The 18,667-nt window shown below is 70.8% G+C and carries 15 protein-coding genes; 8 read left to right on the top strand and 7 right to left on the bottom strand.

Annotated elements, in window-relative coordinates:
• Positions 1-77: 77 nt before the first annotated feature.
• The 6 genes from AC27L4_RS00865 to AC27L4_RS00840 all read right to left on the bottom strand — a co-directional run bounded on the left by AC27L4_RS00865 (position 78) and on the right by AC27L4_RS00840 (position 9,769).
• Positions 78-1,181 (bottom strand): Zn-dependent alcohol dehydrogenase, encoded by a 1,104-nt coding sequence (locus AC27L4_RS00865; protein WP_487140058.1) that lies wholly within the window; start codon positions 1,179-1,181, stop codon positions 78-80.
• 43 nt (positions 1,182-1,224) lie between these two features.
• On the bottom strand, positions 1,225-2,757 hold the full coding sequence (locus tag AC27L4_RS00860) for an AMP-binding protein (protein ID WP_487140057.1): 1,533 nt from the start codon (positions 2,755-2,757) through the stop codon (positions 1,225-1,227).
• Positions 2,758-2,912: 155 nt separating this feature from the next.
• Positions 2,913-3,683, bottom strand: a complete 771-nt coding sequence (locus AC27L4_RS00855) for an enoyl-CoA hydratase/isomerase family protein (RefSeq protein WP_487140056.1) — start codon at positions 3,681-3,683, stop codon at positions 2,913-2,915.
• A gap of 184 nt (positions 3,684-3,867) precedes the next feature.
• Complete coding sequence (locus AC27L4_RS00850; protein ID WP_487140055.1) at positions 3,868-4,653, bottom strand: TIGR02186 family protein; 786 nt, start codon at positions 4,651-4,653, stop codon at positions 3,868-3,870.
• Positions 4,650-5,573, bottom strand: coding sequence for a sulfite exporter TauE/SafE family protein (locus AC27L4_RS00845; protein ID WP_487140054.1), 924 nt, complete (start codon positions 5,571-5,573; stop codon positions 4,650-4,652). Before AC27L4_RS00845 ends, AC27L4_RS00850 begins: the two co-directional genes overlap by 4 nt.
• 125 nt (positions 5,574-5,698) lie before the next feature.
• Entirely contained in the window at positions 5,699-9,769 is a 4,071-nt protein-coding gene (locus tag AC27L4_RS00840; protein ID WP_487140053.1) for a hypothetical protein, read from the bottom strand.
• Positions 9,770-10,486: 717 nt separating this feature from the next.
• On the opposite strand from AC27L4_RS00840, the gene AC27L4_RS00835 reads away from it, so the two are divergent.
• From AC27L4_RS00835 to AC27L4_RS00815, 5 genes are all read left to right on the top strand, one after another.
• Positions 10,487-10,906 carry a MerR family transcriptional regulator gene (locus AC27L4_RS00835; protein WP_487140052.1) on the top strand — a complete coding sequence of 140 codons (420 nt, stop codon included), beginning with the start codon at positions 10,487-10,489 and terminating at the stop codon, positions 10,904-10,906.
• A gap of 270 nt (positions 10,907-11,176) precedes the next feature.
• Positions 11,177-11,752, top strand: coding sequence for an SCO family protein (locus AC27L4_RS00830; protein ID WP_487140051.1), 576 nt, complete (start codon positions 11,177-11,179; stop codon positions 11,750-11,752).
• Between the two features lie 140 nt (positions 11,753-11,892).
• Positions 11,893-12,759: a transporter substrate-binding domain-containing protein gene (locus AC27L4_RS00825; protein WP_487140050.1), complete on the top strand. Its 867-nt coding sequence runs from the start codon at positions 11,893-11,895 to the stop codon at positions 12,757-12,759.
• Positions 12,760-13,059: 300 nt separating this feature from the next.
• Entirely contained in the window at positions 13,060-13,590 is a 531-nt protein-coding gene (locus AC27L4_RS00820) for a GcrA family cell cycle regulator (protein WP_487140935.1), read from the top strand.
• Positions 13,591-13,673: 83 nt separating this feature from the next.
• Entirely contained in the window at positions 13,674-14,297 is a 624-nt protein-coding gene (locus AC27L4_RS00815) for a DsbA family protein (protein ID WP_487140049.1), read from the top strand.
• A gap of 305 nt (positions 14,298-14,602) precedes the next feature.
• Here the strand turns inward: AC27L4_RS00815 and AC27L4_RS00810 are convergent, their stop codons facing one another.
• Positions 14,603-15,550, bottom strand: coding sequence for an alpha/beta hydrolase fold domain-containing protein (locus AC27L4_RS00810; RefSeq protein WP_487140048.1), 948 nt, complete (start codon positions 15,548-15,550; stop codon positions 14,603-14,605).
• Positions 15,551-15,714: 164 nt separating this feature from the next.
• Between AC27L4_RS00810 and miaB the strand changes: the two genes are divergently transcribed.
• From miaB to ybeY, 3 genes are read left to right on the top strand one after another with little or no spacing between them, the layout of a single operon-like run.
• Complete coding sequence (miaB, locus tag AC27L4_RS00805) at positions 15,715-17,124, top strand: tRNA (N6-isopentenyl adenosine(37)-C2)-methylthiotransferase MiaB (protein WP_487140047.1); 1,410 nt, start codon at positions 15,715-15,717, stop codon at positions 17,122-17,124.
• The gene (locus AC27L4_RS00800) at positions 17,121-18,149 is read left to right on the top strand and encodes a PhoH family protein (protein ID WP_487140046.1); all 1,029 of its coding nucleotides are present in this window, start codon (positions 17,121-17,123) and stop codon (positions 18,147-18,149) included. Before miaB ends, AC27L4_RS00800 begins: the two co-directional genes overlap by 4 nt.
• Positions 18,146-18,655, top strand: a complete 510-nt coding sequence (ybeY, locus tag AC27L4_RS00795) for an rRNA maturation RNase YbeY (protein ID WP_487140045.1) — start codon at positions 18,146-18,148, stop codon at positions 18,653-18,655. Before AC27L4_RS00800 ends, ybeY begins: the two co-directional genes overlap by 4 nt.
• The last annotated feature ends 12 nt before the right edge of the window (positions 18,656-18,667 follow it).

The raw sequence follows: 18,667 nt of genomic DNA, 5'->3' as shown, positions 1-18,667 counted from the left end.
AAGGGATCATTGCATGGATACCGCCCGCCGCCGTCGCATCCGCGAGAGGGCGGGCCGCCGAGCCCGCCCTGCCGTCCTCAGGCGTCGAACTCAATGACGGTGCGCGCCATCACGCCCTGCTCCAGCCAGCGGAAGGCGTCGTTGACGGCCTCGAGCCGGACGCGCTTGCCGACCTGGCGATCGAGGTCGAGCCGGCCGGCGCGATAGAGGCCGAGGATGCGGGCGAAGTCGCGCTCGGGGATACCGCCGCCGTAATTGCTGCCGACGATCCGCTTCTGGGCGTTGGGCAGGGCATAGGAGGGCAGCGTCACCGTCTCGTCCTTGCCGGAAATGCCGACGCTGACCACCACACCGCCGGGGCGCACGCTCTCGAAGGCGGAGGCGATCGCGGCCGGGCGGCCGGTGCATTCCACGATCGCGTCCGGGCCGCGGCCGCCGGTGAGCGCGCGCAAGGCCTCGGCGACGCCCTCCGTCCTGGCGTCGACGAAGGCGGTCGCTCCGAAGGAGCGGGCGACGGCCTCCTTCTGCGGGTTGATGTCGACCGCCACGACGGCCTCGGCGCCCGAGAGCGCCGCCGCCTGGATGGCGTTGATGCCGACGCCGCCGATGCCGATCACCGCGAGGGACGAGCCGGGCTGGACGCGGGCGTCGTTGACCACCGCGCCGAATCCCGTGGTCACGGCGCAGCCGACCAGGGCCGCCACGTCGAAGGGCACGTCGTCGGCGATCGGCACGCAGCCTGTCTCCGGCACGACCGCGAACTCGGCAAAGCTGGAGACGCAGGAGTAATGGTGGATGCGGCCGTAGCGGGCGCCGAGGCGCGAGGTGCCGTCCCACAGGCCGCCATGCACGGCGGCATGGCCGTAGACGTCGCACAGGGTCGGCTGCGCCTCGTGGCAGTAGAAGCACTGGCCGCAGTTCGGCGCCCAGGACAGGATCACCCGGTCGCCGACCTTCACCTTCGAGACGGCGGAGCCGATCCGCTCAACCACGCCGGAGGCCTCGTGCCCGAGGATCAGGGGCAGCTTCGCGCGCGAGCGGCCCTTGGAGGCGTTGAGGTCGCTGTGGCAGACGCCCGTCGCCCGCACCCGGACCAGCACCTCCCGGTCCTTCGGGTCGGCGATGGCCACGTCCTCGATGACGAGATCCTCGTTGTAGGCGTGCAGCACCGCGGCTTTCATGGCCGTCGTCTCCTGTGCGATCGAAATGTCCGGGCGAAGCGGCTCACCGTCCCTGCTCCGCCTGCCTGTCCCAGCAATCGTCCGTGGCGGCCGACAGCCGGTGCTTCATGATCCGCAGGCTCGGCGTCCGCTCGAAATCGGCGACCGCGGCGAGGTAGCGGGGATTCTGGAAGGACGGCAGGCGCGCGCCGAGCCAGCCGGAGAGCTCGGCGAGGTCGAGCGCGGCGCCGGCCCTGGGCTTGACGAAGAGCTTGATCTCCTGCTCGCCGATATCGGCGGCGACGCCGATGAGCGCGCAATCCTCGACCGCCGGGTGGGCGGCGGCGACATGCTCGACCTCGACCGCCGAGACGTTCTCGCCGCGGACACGGACATTGTCGCCCATCCGGCCGTGGAAGAACAGCAATCCGGTCTCGTCGACGCTGCCGACGTCGCCGGTGTGGAAGCCGCTCGGCCGGAGCGCCCGGGCGGTGGCCTCGGCATTGCGGAAATAGCCGGCGAAGACCGCGCCGGGCCGGCGCGGATGCACCACGATCTCGCCGCGCCGGCCCGGGGGGACCGGAAGGCCGTCCGGATCGAGGATCTCGAAGGAGAGCCAGGGCACGGGCCGCCCGACCGCCCCGACCACGCCCTCGGCGTTGAAGCTGGTGATGCTGGACGCCTCGGTCATGCCGTAGCATTCGCGCAGCGGCATGCCGAAGCGCTCCTCGAACCGGCGCCAGATCTCCTTCGGGGCGCCGCCGCCCCAGGCGACGCGCACCGCGTGGTCCCGGTCGCGCGGGCTCTCCGGCTGCTTCAAGAGGATCTGCAGGATGCCGCCGAGATAGTGGATCTGGGTGGCGCCGCAGGCGCGGACCTGGTCCCAGAACCGGCTGGCGCTGAAGCGCTGAACCATCTCCAGCCTGATCTCGCGCAGCAGCGGGATCGGCACGAGCTGGGCGCCGCCGATATGGTAGAGCGGCTCCCAGACGAAGAAGACGTCGCCGTCCCGGGCGTCGGCGCAGAGCATGGCGCCTTCCGCGGCGAAGCGCAGCATGCGGTGGGTGACCAGCACGCCCTTCGGCCGCCCCGTGGTGCCCGAGGTGTAGTTGATGGCGAAGAGGTCTTCGGCCTGCGGCGGGGCCTCGGCGAAGACCTCGCCGCCCATCAGCATGCGCTCCAGATCGATGCCGGCGGCCGGGTCGCGGGCCGGCACCACCGTCCGCCCCGCGAGATCCGCCCCGCAGGCCTCGATCATGGGGACGAGCTCGACGTCGGCGACGATCACCCGCGGGTCGGAATGCTCCAGGATGTAGCGCAGGCCCTCGCCGCGCTGCTGGACATTGACGGGCACCCAGACGCAGCCGGCCTTGGCGATGGCGAACAGCATGCTGATGCTGGCCGGGCTGTTGGCCAGCATCAGCGCGACCCGCTCGCCGTGTCCGGCGCCGAGGCGCCGCAGCTCGGCCGCCAGGGCATCCGAGCGGCGGTCGAGATCGCCGAAGGTGATCGGCCGCCCGTCGAAGCTGGCATAGATGGCATCCGGCGCCGCCTTGGCCCGCGCCGCCAGCAGTGAAATGAAACCCTCGTCGCTCACGCGCCCGTCCTCGCCGCCTCGATGTCAGAGCCCATTTCGAAACTCGCTGCGGTGAGCGAGATGGCGGTGCTTTCGAGAACCGGAGCGCAGCGGACTTGATGTCCGTGAGCACCGGGAGCGCACCAACTGCCGTCAGATCGCCGCCGCAGTGCGTTTCAGCCGGCCTTGCCGGCACGCCTGGCCAAAAAGGCCGCCATCATCCGCTGCGGCTCGCCGTCGGCATAGGCGACGCGCTGGTTGCGCACGCCGGAGGCCAGCGCGTCGCGGAAGCCGGCTTCCGTCACCTCGCGGAAGCGCTGCTTGTTCAGCGTCATGGCGAGGCGCGGCTTGTCGGCGAGCGCCGCCGCCAGCGCCAGCGCCTCGTTGAGCACCCGCTCGCGCGGCACGAGGCGGTTGATCAGGCCGATCGCGTGGCACTCGGCCGCCTCCATCATCCGCCCGCTCAGCGTCAGGTCGATGGTACGGGCAAGGCCGATCATCTCGCGCATGATCCAGGGGCCGGTGGTGCTGGCGATGCCGGAATTGATCTCGGGCTGGCCCATGGCGCTGCCGTCATGGCCGATACGGAAATCGGCGAGCAGCGCCACCTGGAAGGCGGAGCCGGCGGCAAGGCCGTTGAGCGCGACGACCAGCGGCTTGGTCAGGCTGCGGATGCGGTCGTAGAGCCGCTCCCATTCACCGATCCACTCCTCCGCCCGGTCAGGGTCGAAGGTCTTGGTCTCGTTGAGGTCCTGGCCGGCGCCGAAGGCGCGATCGCCCGCGCCGGTCAGGACGATGGCGCCGATCGTCGGATCGTCCTCGAATGCGCAGAGAGCCGCGACCAACTGGTCGCGCATCGAGCTGTGCCAGGCGTTCAGCACCTGCGGCCGGTTCAGGGTGACGATGCCGACCTTGTCCCGAGCTTCGGACAGAACGAACGATTCCATGACTTCACCGTATCGAAATACAATACGACGTAGCGTATATCGCGGTATGCGGCTGTCAAGGGCCATGCACGGCCGATACGACGGACATGCTGTCACGCCTCCGGACCGGGCCGGGCGCCGAAAGGCGGATACGGATGGGATGCCGCCGTGCCGGCGGAACGGAATGCAGCAAGCTGGAAACGGGTCAGTCCCGCCGGAACATCACCGTCGCCAGCCAGCCCATCGCCACGGCGATCAGGCAGGTGGCGAGGCCGTAGACCGGTCCGCGGGCCTCGGCCCACTGCGCCACCTGGTCCTCGAAGCCGGTCTTGATCACCTCCAGCGAGGCGCGCTGGCCCGTCACGACCTCGCCGTCGATCAGCAGCCGCGTCTCGACCTGGTAGATGCCCAGCGGCACGTTCGGGGGCAGCGGGATCGTGGCGCGGAACAGGGTGTCGTTCAGGAATGTTACGCCCTTGGGTTGCATCTGATAGAGATGCGCCTGCGACTTCAGCCGGATCAGCGCGTCGCGAAAGGGCAGGATGTCCGGGCGGGCGGCATCGAACCCGTCGCTGTCGAGTTCGGCCGCGAGAGAAAGCTGATAGCGCGCCACGGTCTCGGGCGTGGCGATCTCGGTGATCGGGCGCGTCGAGGCGATGGCGAGGTAGCTCGGCGCATCGGCGAAATGGCGCCGGCTGGCGTTGATCCAGATGCCGGCCGTGCGCTCCTTCAGGCGCACGTCGAGTGGCGTCGCCGGGCCGCGCACGCTGATGGCGATGTCGTAGCGGCCGTGGCCGCCGACGCGGTCGCCCGGTTCGATGCCGCCGAAGATGACGATGTCGGCGCCCGAGAAATTCGAGCGGATGGCGACGCGCGGCGTCGACACGCTGACGATCAGGTTCTCGGCCGCGGCCGGAGCGGCCGCAAGCAGCGCCAGCATCGCGGCCAGACGCATGCCCCATCCGATCCGGCGGGCGGGCGGGACGCTCATTTGCCCCTCGTCAGCGCGAGGGAGAACGGCTCCTCCGGCTTCACCATGAGATCGACGGCGAAGCGCACGCCGACCACCAGCACGATCAGCGCCAGCAGGAAGCGGAAATGCTCGCCGCGGATGTTGTGGCCGGCGCGGGCGCCGAACTGGGCCCCGACAACGCCGCCGACGATCAGCAGCAGCGCCAGCACCACGTCCACCGACTGGTTGGTGGTGGCATGCAGCATCACCGCCGCCAGCATGGTGAACAGGATCTGGAACTGCGAGGTGCCGACCACCACCGCCGTCGGCACGCGGAACAGGTAGATCAGAGCCGGCACCAGGATGAAGCCGCCGCCGATGCCGAGCAGTGCGCCGGCGAAGCCGATGAACACGCCCAGCACCATCACCGGAATGACGCTGACATAGATGCCGGAGGTCTGAAAGCGCATCTTCCAGGGCAGGCCGTGGAACCAGGCGTGCCGGCCGGCGCGCGGGCGGGGCATCGGCGTCTTCGAGCGCGAGCGCAGGATGGCGCGCACGCTCTCCACCGTCATCGCCGCGCCGATACCGCCGAGCAGCGTGACGTAGCAGAGCTGGATGACCAGGTCGAGCTGGCCGACCGCCTGCATCTGGTTGAAGAAGCGCACGCCCAGCAATGTGCCGATGGCGCCGCCCGCCAGCAGCATGCCGCCGAGCTTGAAGTCCACCGCCTGGCGCCGCCAGTAGGAGATCACGCCGGTGGTGGAGGAGGCCGCGACCTGGCTGCTCACGGTGGCGACGGCCACCGCCGGCGGGATCCCGGAGAAGATCAGCATCGGCGTCATCAGGAAGCCGCCGCCGATCCCGAACAGGCCGGAGATGAACCCGACGGCCGCGCCCATGCCGAGCACCATGAACATGTTCACGGGGATCTCGGCGATGGGCAGGTAGATCAGCACGCGTGGCCCCGGCAAGGCAGACGGCAAAAGCCCGGACACGCTGATCGGCGGCCGGGTGGACCGGCAGGGAAGCCTCTCGGCTCGCCCCTGTCAATCCGGATCATGGCTGGGATTGCGCCGGGCGGTCAGGCCCCCTGCCCGCCCGGATCGGCCCAGGAGACGGCCGGCAGCGTGGCCTCGTTGGCCATCACCGGCGCATCCTGCGGCCTGAAAGCGGCGACAGCCGCCTGCTGGGCGGCGAGCGTGGCGGCGTCGAGGCGCCGCGCCACGTCGTCGCGCTTCTTGCCGGCATCGACATCGCCCTGCGCGGCCGCGAGCGAGAACCATTTGTAGGCTTCCGCCAGGTCGGACGAGGAGCCCAGGCCACGGGCCGCCAGGATGGCATAGTTGTACTCGCTGTCGCGCAGCCCGTGCTCGGCGGCCTGCCGGAACCACTGGGCGGCGGTGGCATAGTCGGGCTTGCCGCCCACCGCACCCTCGGCATAGAGCACCGCAAGGTTGTGCATGGCCTTGATGTTGCCCTTGCCGGCGGCGCGCTGGTACAGGGTCCTGGCCTGCTCGAAGTCCTGGGTGACGCCCAACCCCTTCTCGTACATCGAGCCGAGCCGGTATTGCGCCGGCGCGAACCCCTTTTCGCCAGCCCGCTCGTAGAGCTGGGCCGCGGCCTTGAGGTCGGCGTCCGATCCCTGTCCGGCCAGGCGCGTGGCAAGATCGAACAGCGCCCGCGGATCGTTGGCCTTGGCCGCCGCCTGCAGGCGTTCCGGCACGTCGACGCTGGCCACGGCCGGCGCGGGCTCGTCCGGCGGCGGCAGCATGGCCGCGCCGAGCGAGGGTACGCCGAGGTCGACCGGCGGGGGCGGCGACGCCGCCTCGGGGGCCGGAGCCGACTCCGGCTGTGCGATGGCTGCGGCGACCGTAGCCGGCGGGCGCGCGGTCTCGGGAAGCGCGCTCTGCGGCTTCGGCTCCGCCTCGGCCGAGGGTTGCGTCTTCGGCGGCTCCAGTTCGCTCTGCGGCGCCGGCACGGCCGACGGCTCGGCAGCCGGGCCGCCCTCGGGGGCCGCTGGCGCCGGCAGGACCGCCGAGGTCTCGTCGCCGCCCGAAATGCCGGCACGCTCATAGACCTGGTATGCCCCGAGCATCATGACCGCGGCGGCGAGCCCGAGCAGGATCGGCACGCGGTTCTTCTTCAGCGCGCCGCGCAGCCTCGTCCGGCCGGCGCGCGCTGCCGGCGCCGGCGTCAGCTCGACCGGCGTCTCGGGCTCCGGCTCGGCCGCCTCGGGCTCCGGCTCGGTCTTGCCCTTCTGCGACATGCTCTGGGCTTCGAGCGCGGCAGCCTGGGCGGCGCGGCGGGCAGCCTGGATGAACTCGGCCCGGCGCGCATCGGCGCCCGTCGACAGCGCGGCCTTGCCGGCGCGCGGATCGACGGTCTGGGACAGCGGGCGCGGCGCGCCCGTGCCCGGCTCGAGCGGCACGTCCAGCGACAGGTCCCCGGCGAAAATCTCGCGGCTGGGCGCGGCGGGCGACAGGCTGTCGAAGCCGGCGGCAGCCGGCCGTCCGGCCGGATCGTCGGCCGCATCCGCTGCGGGCTCGGCGCGGCGCGGCGCGGCGAAGGCCGGCATCGGCTCGGGTGCGGGGCGGGCGACCGGGGCGGCAGCCCGCTCGAACGCGCCCATGCGCTCGGTCAGCCGCTCCAACGTGGCCCGCACGGCCTCCAGCGTCACCTCGGTCCGGCGACCGAGATCGTCCTGGGCGGAGCGGATGTCGTCCAGGCTGCGGCGCACCTCGTCCGGCAGGGGATCGGCGGCAGCGGAGGACGGGAACTGCGCCACCGCCTGGCGCACCGCGCGCGCGGCAGCGTCGTCGGCCACGTCGAGGGTGGCGGCACGGGTCTCCTGCAGTTGCTCGAACAGGTCGGCGATGCTGCGCTCGATGGTGCCGAGGTCGGGCGACGGGCTGCCGGCCGCCTCCAGGCGCTCGGCCATGCGGTTGATCTGCTGCTCCAGCGCGTCGAGCGAACGTTCGTCCGCGCCGGGGCGCTGTGCCTGATCGAGCTTCTCGGCCAACTGCCGGATCATGGTCTCGAGCGGCGCAGTCGAAATCGCCGCCTGGGCGAGCGGCGCCTGCCGGGCGATGGTGGCGTTGATGCGGTCGAGCCGGAGCCCGAGCTCGTCGACACGCCGCGCCAGCGCGTCGATCGCGTCCGGCCGCGCCGCCTGGCCGACGAGGTCGAGAATCTCCTCCGCCTGGGCCTGCAGGCGCTGCACCGCGCCATTGTCGATGCCCCGGGCGATCAGGCGGTCGAGCTTTTCGGCGACGGCCCTCAGGTCGCCCTGCATGCCGGCGATGTCCGGCAGGTCGAGGTTCGACACCGCCCGGGCGATCTCGACGAGCTGGCCCTCGACCGATTGCAGCGCGTTCTCGCTCGCCCCGGCCAGGCGCAGATCGTCGACGCGGTCGGCGAGGCCGGCGATGCGGTTCTCCAGCACTTCCAACCCGCTGGAGGAGGCCGAGGCGGTCAGGGCGCGCGACACTTCGGCAATGTCGTCGCGCAGGGCGGTGATGGCGGGATCGGCGGCCAGGTTCAGCGGCTGCGGCGCCGCGACGGTCACGCCGAAGCGGGCGAGATCCTCGATCCGGCGGTTGAGCGTCTCGATCAGGGCCGGGTCGACGCCGCCGGCGGCGAGCTGGTCCAGCTTGCCGGCGATGCCCTTGAGATTGCCTTCCAGCCGCGCCAGCTCCGGCCGCGGCTGGTGCACGACCTCGTCGAACCTGCGGTGCAGCCGCTCGAAGGCAGCGGCGTCGACAGTCTGCGCGGCGATCCGGTCGAGCTTGCCGGACATGGCCTTGAGGTCGCTCTCCAGACGGGCGACGTCCGGCTGAGCCAGGCGCGACAGGCTGCGGGCGATTTCCTCCAGATGGGTTTCGACCGCGCGCAGCGCCGCCTCGCTGGCGCCGCCCTGGCGCAGCCCGTCGATCCGTTCCGCCAAGGCGGCGATACGGCTCTCGATCGCATCGAGCCCGCCGGTCGAGGCCAGGGTGGCGATGTTGCGCGACACCGCGCCGATGTCGTCGCGCAAGGCCGAGATCGCCGGATCGGGGACCGGAGGCCGCGGCTGGCCGGCCTGCCGCAGCTTGGAGATCTCCAGGGTGAGGGCGGCGATCTGGCCCTTGACGCCGTCGAGGCCGGTCTCGAAGGCGATCTCGGCGGGATCTCGTGGCGGGCGGATCGGGCGCGGCGGCCACACCGGCATTGTCGGTGTCGCGGCCGGACTTTCCAGGCTGCGCTGGCGATTGCTGATCTGCTCGATCGCCCGGTCGAGGGAAATGGGTTGCCCGTTCGGCGCCGGCCGCTCGCCCCCGGCCGCCTCGTGACGGCTGGCGAGCGTATCGAGGATGCGGGACAGCTTGGATTCGATCCGGGCGGCATGCTCCGCCCTGTCCTCGGTCGCCGCATGCCGGGCGGCCGGCTCCGCGGCGAGCTCGGCCAGCCGCCGCTCCAGGTCGGTCGCGGTGCGGGCCAGATCCTCGGCGGCGACGGGGGCCGGCGCCTGCTCCATCAGCCCGGTCAGGCGCTCGTCCAGCTTCTCGATGGCGTTGCGGATCGGCTGCGCCCCGCCCCCCCCGATCTTCGCGGGCCTGGCCTCGGCCGGCTCCGGCCGCCTGGCGGCCGGACGGACCGCCGCGGCCTCCGCCCGATCGGCCGTCCCGGCGGCATCGACCGCCGCCCCCGGCCCACGCTCGGCGGTCTCGATCCACCTGGTGACCGCAGCCAGCGCATTCGCGGCCTTGGCCTCGGTCTCGCGGCTGGAGCGGGCGAGCTGCTCGATCATCTGGACGGTGCGGGCCTCCGCGTCGGCGTTGCGGCGCATGACGGCTTCGATCAGGCCCGCGGTGCGGGTCTCGGCCGCGTGCAGGCGGTCGAACGCGGTGTCGCTGGCCGCCTCGCGTGCGGCCGGGGCCGGCGCCGTCGAGGAGGCGCGACGGTTGAATTCGTTGATGCGGGCAGTGAGGGAGGCAAGCGGCGAGGCCGCGTCAAGATCCGCCTCGGGCGGCTCCTCGCGCTCGGACGTCTGCTCGGCGATCATCGCGTTAAGCCATTGGCCAAGGGTCATGCCGGACCGGCGTGCCAGTTCCTTGGCGGTCTCCCGCGCATCGGGACCGACACCTTTCACGCTCCATGGGACGCTTTGTCTCATGTCCGGACTCGCCACCTGGGCGCCGGCCTCCCGAGGCTGGCGCGGCCTGCGGTGCCTCGACATCGCCGGAGACGATTCGAGGCACCGCAGGCCCACGCCATGAGTTTTGTCGGTTAGGGTAAACAAGCGGTTAACTGTGTCGAAATGGCACATCGGCGAGCGCGGTCTTCCGCCGCTGATTCGGCCTGATCACGAATTCGTGAACTCAAGCGTCAACGTGATATGGGAGGTGACGATCCAACATCGGTGAACGAAGAATAATATTTTCCTTGCATGCCCGCACGGCGCGTTGATAGTGGGACGTCCGTCAGGGGTGGTTCGGACAACCGGTCAAGGCGGCCCAGAGGGCCGTTTTTGAGAGAAACCTAGCAAGAATCTTCTCGTTTTTGTCGGAAAATGATTCGATTTTTGCCCCCCGCTTCAAAGATGCTCGCCGGCCGTCCTGCCCCGGAGTTTCCAAGATCGTCGCTGCGGGATTTCCACGGCCTTCAGTTCGGCCAGGCGAGACTGGACTTGTTTTTGGCGGAATGTCGCATCACTGATTACCTTTACGGGTGGTGGCGCGACGCTGGGTCGAGTGCCCGGCAGACTTCCGGGCTGCCACTGCGAGTCGTAGCAGAGCAGCCATCGTGCGACACCCGGCGCGAGTTCGGGTGCCGTTCACAACCGCCACGAAGCTGGCATTGAGAAACAACGATGCAAAAAGGCAGGACCGCCATGGCGACGAAAGCGCAGAGTCATTCGATGATGGCAATGTCCGACAGCGTGTCTTCCCCGGCTCACGCCGCCTACGCGATCGGCGACCTGTCCCGTGAATTCGGCGTGACGTTGCGCGCGCTGCGATTCTACGAGGACAAGGGCCTCCTGAACCCGACCCGCGACGGGCTGACGCGGCTCTACAGCGCCCGCGACCGCGAAAACCTGCAACTGATCCTCAAGGGCAAGCGGCTCGGATTCACGCTCGTCGAGATCGGCGACATGATCGCTCACCAGGACGGCAAGACGCCGACCCTGAGCATGAGCGCCGAGACCGTCAAGGATCAGATCGCGCATCTGGAGCGTCAGCGCACCGAGATCGACGAAGCCCTCGCCGAGTTGCGCAAGAGCTACGAGACGCTGTCGCGCGGCTCCCGCTGACGCGGGACGGCCGCTTCGGGTCGGTTGGCCGCCTCTCCGGCGGCGCAGCCGTCGTTCGGCTGTTGCGCCCGACCGTGGCGTGCTAGAGTGGCGATGCGATCCTGCGGCCCCAGCAAGAGTGCGCTGTCCGATGCCGTCCGTGCCTGTCGTCCTTTCTGTCGGCGCAGCGATGGCCTTTGTCGCGGCCTCGGGCCTGCTGTGGGCCACGCAGGGCCGTGACGTCTTCGTGGCGATGGTGTCGTCCGCCGTCGCGCTGTGCTTCTGATGCCGATGCGCCGGCGTCGCGCCCTGGCAGGCGTCATCGCTCTAGCCCTCGCCGTGCTCGGCGCCTCCTTCCTCGCGCCGCATCTGCGGGCCACGCCGGCCCAGGCCTCGATCGGAGGCCCCTTCTCCCTGGTCGATCAGGCGGGAATGCCGGTGACCGACAGGGATATCCTCGGCAAGCCGGTCCTGCTCTTCTTCGGCTTCACCCATTGTCCCGACATCTGCCCGACGACGCTGTTCGAGATCTCGGGCATCCTCGATCGCCTCGGTCCCCGGGGCGACGACCTCGCCGCGCTGTTCGTCACCGTCGATCCCGAGCGCGACACGCCGCAGGTCCTGCAGGACTACCTGTCGGCGTTCCCGCATGTTCGCGGCCTCACCGGCAGCCGCCGCGCGGTCGACGCCATGCTGCAGGCCTACGGCGTCGTCGCGCGCAAGGTGCCCCTCTCCGGCGGGAACTACACCATGGATCACACGGCGTCCGTCTTCCTGATCGGTCGCGACGGGCGCTTCGTCGCCACCCTGGATCTCGCGCCCGGCCCCGACGTAGCGGCCGACGAGTTGAGCAGGCGCTTGTCGTGACCACAGGGAATGCCGGAACGGGACCAGGCCGGCGCGTGCGCCTGCAGCGGCTCCGGGACACCGTCCTGCAGCTTTCCGGGATGCGACCGCATCGAGGCCGGGACCGACGCGAGCCCGCCGCCGGGGCCCGGAGGTGCATCTTGCCGGCTCTCGCGGCTTGCGCTGCGCTTTCGGCCCTCGCGCTGCTTTCTCCGGCAACGGCCCAGCACACCCAGTCGCGCCTGCCCTTGGCCCAGGACGCCCCGGGCCTGTGGGATCCGCGGCGGCGCCCCGACCCTCCCGACCTCAGGGCGGTGCGCCAGATCCGCTTCCTGACCGAGGACGACTATCCGCCCTTCAACTTCACCGGGTCGAGCGGCGCCCTCGAAGGCTTCAACCTCGACATCGCCCGGGCGGTCTGCACCGAGCTCAAGGTGCCCTGCACGGTGCAGGCGCGGCGCTGGGATACGATCGTCGCCGCCATCGAGGCCGGCCAGGGCGACGTGGTCGCGGCCTCGCTGGCGTCGACGCCGGTGGCGCGCGCGCGGTTGCTGTTCACCGCCCCCTACTATCTCACGCCGGCCCGCTTCGCGACGCGGCGGGAGGGTGGCGTCACCGACCTCGCGCCGGCAAGCCTCGCCGGCCGGAAGATCGCAGTGACGGCGGGAACCGCCCACGAGGCCTATCTCAAGACACTGTTTCCGCAGGCGACGCTCCTCGCCAAGCCCACCGACGCCGCGGCCCGCGATGCCCTGCGCCAGGGCGAGGCGGACGCCCTGTTCGGCGACGGCATCGCCCTGGCCTTCTGGCTCAACGGCACATCCTCGGCCGAGTGCTGCAGGCTGGTCGGAGGCCCCTATCTGGAGAGCCGCTTCTTCGGCGAAGGCGTCTCCATGGCGGTGCGGCCGACCGACAGGGCGCTGAAGAACGCAATCGACTACGCCCTGTTCCGGCTGTGGGAGCGCGGCGTCTACGCCGATCTGGTGCGGCGCTGGTTCCCGATCGATCCCTTCACCGAGGGCTCATGACCGGCCCGCGGCGACGGGACGGCCCGCCGCATGCCCGACCAAGGCACTGTGGCACGGAAGACTCACCATCGACGCGAAGCTTGGGGAAAACCCCACTGTTGATTCGCGGACTCTTGCATGAGAGTCGCCTCACACGGTAGTTAAGATTTCGTCAAGCACGGCATCTCGTGCACTGGTCACGATCCCCTTTCAGTTACGATGCTCGAGTCGCAACGATGCTGTTTCGGCATTGTGGTGAGCAGGCCGGGATTCGGAGCACGGGATGTGGAGCGGCGACAAGACGAGACGCAGGAGATTACGATGCACTGGACCGACGAGCGGGTGGAACTTCTGAAAAAGCTCTGGTCGGAAGGTCTGTCGGCGAGCGCCATTGCCACCGAACTCGGCGGCGTCACGCGCAATGCCGTCATCGGCAAGGTCCATCGTCTCGGACTGTCCGGCCGTGCCAAGGCGCCGACGCCCCAGCCGCAACGCCGCGCCAAGCCGACCCGGGCGCCGTCCCATCCGCTGCGGACGGCAACCCCGGCCGTGCGCGGCAACACCGCGCTCGCGGTCGAGATCGCTCCGGTCGCTGAAGCCGAGCCGGAGGTCGAGGCCGCGCCGCGGCCGGTGCAGGACGTGGTGATCGCCCTGTCCGAACGCGTCACCATCATGGAGCTGCGCGAGCAGATGTGCCGCTGGCCGCTGGGCGATCCCGGCCGCGACGATTTCCGTTTCTGCGGCGGCCGCTCCATGCCGGGCGCGCCCTATTGCAGCCATCACGCCACCATCGCCTACCAGCCCGTGCTGGATCGCCGCCGCGATCGCGAACGGCGGGCCATGCGCGCCTGATCGTCCCAGGCGCGGCGAACCGTCTTCCGGTCGTAGTGCAGGTGCGCTAAGTCAGGCCCGTCGCTTTTTCCGCCGGACCTGAAATGCCCCGCCACCTGGACTATTTCCTGTCGCTGTCGAGCCCCTGGGCCTATATGGGCCACCCGTTCCTGCTCGACCTCGCCAATCGCTACGAGCTGTCGGTCACCTACAAGCCGGTCTTCCTCGGCAACGTCTTCGCCGAGACCGGCGGCCTGCCGCTGCCCAGGCGCCACCCCGCCCGCCAGCGCTATCGCTTCGTCGAGCTGCAGCGCTGGCGCGACAAGCGCGACCTCACCTTCAACCTCCGCCCGAAATTCTGGCCCTTCGACGTCAACCCGGTCGACCGGTTCGTGGCCGCCATCGGCATGTCGGGCGGCGATCCCGGCCCCTTCGTCAGCCATGCCTTCGCCGCGATCTGGGAGAAGGACCAGAACATGGCGGACGAAGCCGTGATCCTGCGCGTGGCGGGCGCGGCCGGGCTGGACGGGCCGGCGCTGCTCAAGGTGGCGAAATCGGAAGCGGCGGAGGCGGCCTACGAGCAGAACTTCCGCGACGCCGTTGCCGCCGACGTGTTCGGCTCGCCCTCCTATGTCCTCGACGGCGAGGTGTTCTGGGGCCAGGACCGGCTGGACTTCCTGGAGGAGGCGCTGAAGAGCAACCGGCCGGCCTATTCGTCGGTGGTGTGAGGCCGATCGGACGCGGACGGCGCAAGCGCGCCGGCGGCCGAACGCGACCATTCCTGAAAAAATCGCGGCCTCCCGCAAAGGACGTGCCCTGACGCCGCGTCTCACGGCACGGACGGCGACGGTGCCGCGGAGACGAGCCATGCCAGGACGCATGCGCGGACGGGGCGGGCCGCGGCGCCTGCCGGAGCCTTTGCCGCGGCGGCCCTGAAAAGGCTGGAAGAACCGCCCTCCGGGCCGGGAGGGCGGTTCCCCGTGCCCGGGCCCGGTTCCGGCAGGCCGCCCGAGGCCTTGGGGCGCAGCCCGGCTCACAAGGCGTTCAGGAAGGCGACCTCCCGCGCGAAGGCCTGGTGTGCCAGCGGAAAGTCGAAGCCCTGGAACACATGGGCACCGCCGGGCCAGACAGCGAGGTCTGCGTGGTTGCCCGCCGCCTCCCAGCGCGCCGCCATGAACAGGCTGTCGTCCAGCAGCGCGTCGCGGGTCCCGACCGAGAACAGCGCCGGCGGCAGGCCGGCGAGGTCGGCATGGAGGGGGGAGATGCCGGGGTCGAGCGGGTCCTCGCCGTGAGCGAGATAGGCCCTGACGAACAGGCGGATGTCGCGCGTGTCGAGGATCAGCCGCGGCTGGCCCCAGCGCCGGGCGCTCGGCGTCAGGGAGAGGTCGTAGCAGCCGGCGATCAGGTTGGCGCCGGCGAAGGGCGTCAGGCCGTGGCGGTCGCGCAGGCGCAGCAGCGTCAGCGCCGCCAGGTTGGCGCCGGCGCTCTCGCCGCCGATGAAGAAGCGGCCGGTGCCGAAGCGCGCCGGCCCCTCGCGCACCAGCCAGAGCGCCGCCGCCTCGCAATCGTCCGGGCCGGCCGGCCAGGGATGCTCGGGGGCGAGGCGGTAGTCGACCGAGACGCAGGCAAGGCCGCAAGCCTCGCCGAGCCGTTCCAGCATCGGGTCCTGGAAGTCCGCCTGGCCGAGGACCCAGCCCCCGCCATGGATGTGCAGGTAGACGCCCTTCGGCTCCGGCGGCGCCAGGATGCGCAGGCCGATCTCGCCGCCCGGCCCGGGGATGGCCTGCGTCATCGCTCGCACGCTCCGTGGCGCCAGCGGGAAGGCGCCGACGCCCCGCCGGCGCGCCTCGCGGATCTTCTCGGCCGGAAAGGCCCACATGTCCGGCAGGGCCTTGAGCCTGGCGATGATGTCGCGGTTCAGGGCCTCGGTCGCCGGGTCGATGGCGGCAGGGGAGAAGACGGCGGGATCGATGGTCGGCATGGGGCAGGCACTGCGTGACGGGGCGGCCAGCCTATCGGCAAGGCCCCGGGCCGCACAACCGGCTTGCGCGCCGGCCGGCCGGCGACGCAGCGCCCTTCTCTTTGGAGCGGAAAAGCGGTATCCCTCCCCCTGAAACCATCGGCCGCAAGGCCATTGCGAGACCCATGACACCCGACAAGAGGCCCCTTCCGTCGCCGGCCCCGAGCCCGGCAAAGACCGTCTTCATCAAGTCCTATGGCTGCCAGATGAACGTCTATGACAGCCAGCGCATGGCCGATGCGCTCGCGCCGGAGGGCTATGTCGAGACGGCGCAGATGGAGGAGGCGGACCTCGTCATCCTCAACACCTGCCATATCCGCGAGAAGGCGGCGGAGAAGATCTATTCCGAGCTCGGCCGCGTGCGCGTCGCCCGCGACGAGCAGCGGGCGGGCGGGCGCGATATGACCATCGCGGTGGCAGGCTGCGTCGCCCAGGCCGAGGGCGAGGAGATCCTGCGCCGCGCCCCGGCGGTCGACCTGGTGGTCGGGCCGCAGACCTATCACCGCCTGCCGCAGCTCGTCGAGGCGGCACGGCAGCGGCGCAAGGTCGTCGACACCGAATTCCCGGTCGAGGACAAGTTCGCGGTGCTGCCCGCCGCCGCCCGCGAGAAGACGCTGGCGCGCGGTCCCTCGGCCTTCCTCACCGTGCAGGAGGGCTGCGACAAGTTCTGCACCTTCTGCGTCGTGCCCTATACGCGCGGGGCGGAGGTTTCGCGGCCGGTCACGGCGATCCTGGCCGAGGCGCGGCGGCTCGCCGAGGCGGGCGTGCGCGAGATCTCGCTGCTCGGCCAGAACGTCAACGCCTATCACGGCGAAGGACCGGACGGGCGCAGCTGGTCGCTGGGCGAGCTGCTGCGGCGCCTCGCCGAGGTCGAGGGCGTCGAGCGGCTGCGCTACACCACGTCGCATCCGCGCGACATGGACGAGGAGCTGATCGCGGCGCATCGCGACCTGCCGCAGCTGATGCCCTACCTGCACCTGCCGGTGCAGTCGGGCTCGGACCGCATCCTCGAGGCCATGAACCGCAAGCACACGGCGGCGCATTATCTGCGGCTGGTCGAGCGGGTGCGCGCGGCGCGGCCGGACATCGCCTTCTCGTCCGACTTCATCGTCGGCTTTCCCGGCGAGACCGACGCCGATTTCGAGGCGACGCTGCGGCTGATCGACGAGGTCGGCTATGTCGGCGCCTATTCCTTCAAATATTCGCCCCGGCCCGGCACGCCCGGCGCGGCGATGGACGATCAGGTGCCGGACGCGGTGATGGCCGAGCGGCTCGCCCGTCTTCAAGCCGTCACGGAGCGCCAGCAAAAGGCCTTCAACCAGGCCAGCATCGGCAGGACCATGGATGTCCTGCTCGAGCGGCGGGGCCGCAAGCCCGGCCAGCTCGCCGGCCGCTCCCCGTGGCTGCAGGCGGTGCAGGTCGAGGCGGACGAGGCCCTGATCGGCACGGTGGCGTCGGTGACGGTGGTGGCGACCGGGACATGGTCGCTCTATGGCGAATTGCCGGGCGCCGGCAGACGGGAGGCGGTGGCGTGAGACCCGACGAGGACCGGCGTTCGCGCCTGCAGGCCCCGCTTTCGGCGGAGGGCCCGGCCGAGATCGTCATCGCTTTCGAGGACAACCGGCTGGCGACGCTGCTGTTCGGCCAGCATGACCAACACCTCGCCTTCATCGAGCGCAGGCTCGGCATCGAGGCGACGGCGCGCGGCAACCATGTGGCGCTGCGCGGACCGCGCGACAGCATCGAGCAGGCGAAGCGCGCCCTGGAAAGCCTCTACCAGCGCCTCAAAGGCGGCCAGGCCATCAGCCTCGGCGACGTCGACGGGGCCTTGCGCATGGGCGCGGCCCAGGGCGTGCTGTTCCAGGCCGAGGGCAGCCCGAAGCCGAGCGGCGGCGCAGCGACGGTCGGCACCCGCAAGAAGACGATCGCGGCGCGCACGCCGGCGCAGGACAGCTATATCCGCGCCCTGCAGCGCCACGAGCTGGTGTTCGCCACCGGCCCCGCCGGCACCGGCAAGACCTATCTCGCCGTCGCCCACGCCGCCGCCCTGATCGAGAAGGGCGAGGCCGACCGCCTGATCCTGTCGCGCCCGGCGGTCGAGGCGGGCGAGCGTCTGGGCTTCCTGCCCGGCGACATGCGCGAGAAGGTCGACCCCTATCTGCGTCCGCTCTACGACGCCCTCTACGACATGATGCCGCCGGAGCGGGTGGAGCGCGGCCTGACCTCGGGCATGATCGAGATCGCGCCGCTCGCCTTCATGCGCGGCCGCACCCTGGCCAACTCCGTCGTCCTGCTGGACGAGGCGCAGAACTGCACGGCCATGCAGATGAAGATGTTCCTGACGCGCCTGGGCGAGGGCTCGCGCATGATCATCACCGGCGACCCGACGCAGATCGACCTGCCGCCCGGCCAGAAGTCCGGCCTGGTGGAGGCGGTGGATCTGTTGAAGGACATTCCCGAGATCGCCATATGCCGGTTCTCCTCCGGCGACGTGGTGCGTCACGAGCTGGTCGCCAAGATCGTGCGCGCCTACGAGGCGAAGGGGCAGGCCACGCCATGACGGCCGCCAGCGGCATCGCCGTCGACATCGCGCAGGAGAGCCCGCTCTGGCAGGCGCTGGCCGATCCGCCGGCCCTGATCGAGCGGGCTGCGGCCGCGGCGATCGCGGTGGGCGGGCTGCGGCACGCGCCCGGCGCCGAGCTCTCGGTGGTGCTGACGGACGACGCCGGCATCGCGGCGATCAACGCCGAATGGCGCGGGAAGGACAAGCCGACCAACGTCCTGTCCTTCCCGGCGGCTCCGGCCGCGACGATGGAGCGCTCGCCGCTGCTGGGCGACGTCATCCTGGCCTATGAGACCCTCGACCGCGAGGCGTCGGTGGCGGGCCTGACGCTGGAGCACCATTTCACGCACCTCATGGTGCATGGCTTCCTGCACCTGTTCGGCTATGATCATGAGGACGACGCCGAGGCCGAGGCGATGGAAGCGCTGGAAACCCGTATCCTTGCCGTGCTCGGCATTGCAGACCCTTACGCCGAAGCGCCTGCCCGTCGCGCCGCAGGCTGACGCCGGAAGAAC

This window comes from Labrys sp. Lb11 (genome assembly GCF_057554225.1).
Note: the sequence above shows the minus strand (reverse complement) of the source record. Positions and strands in the feature narration are given on the sequence as shown.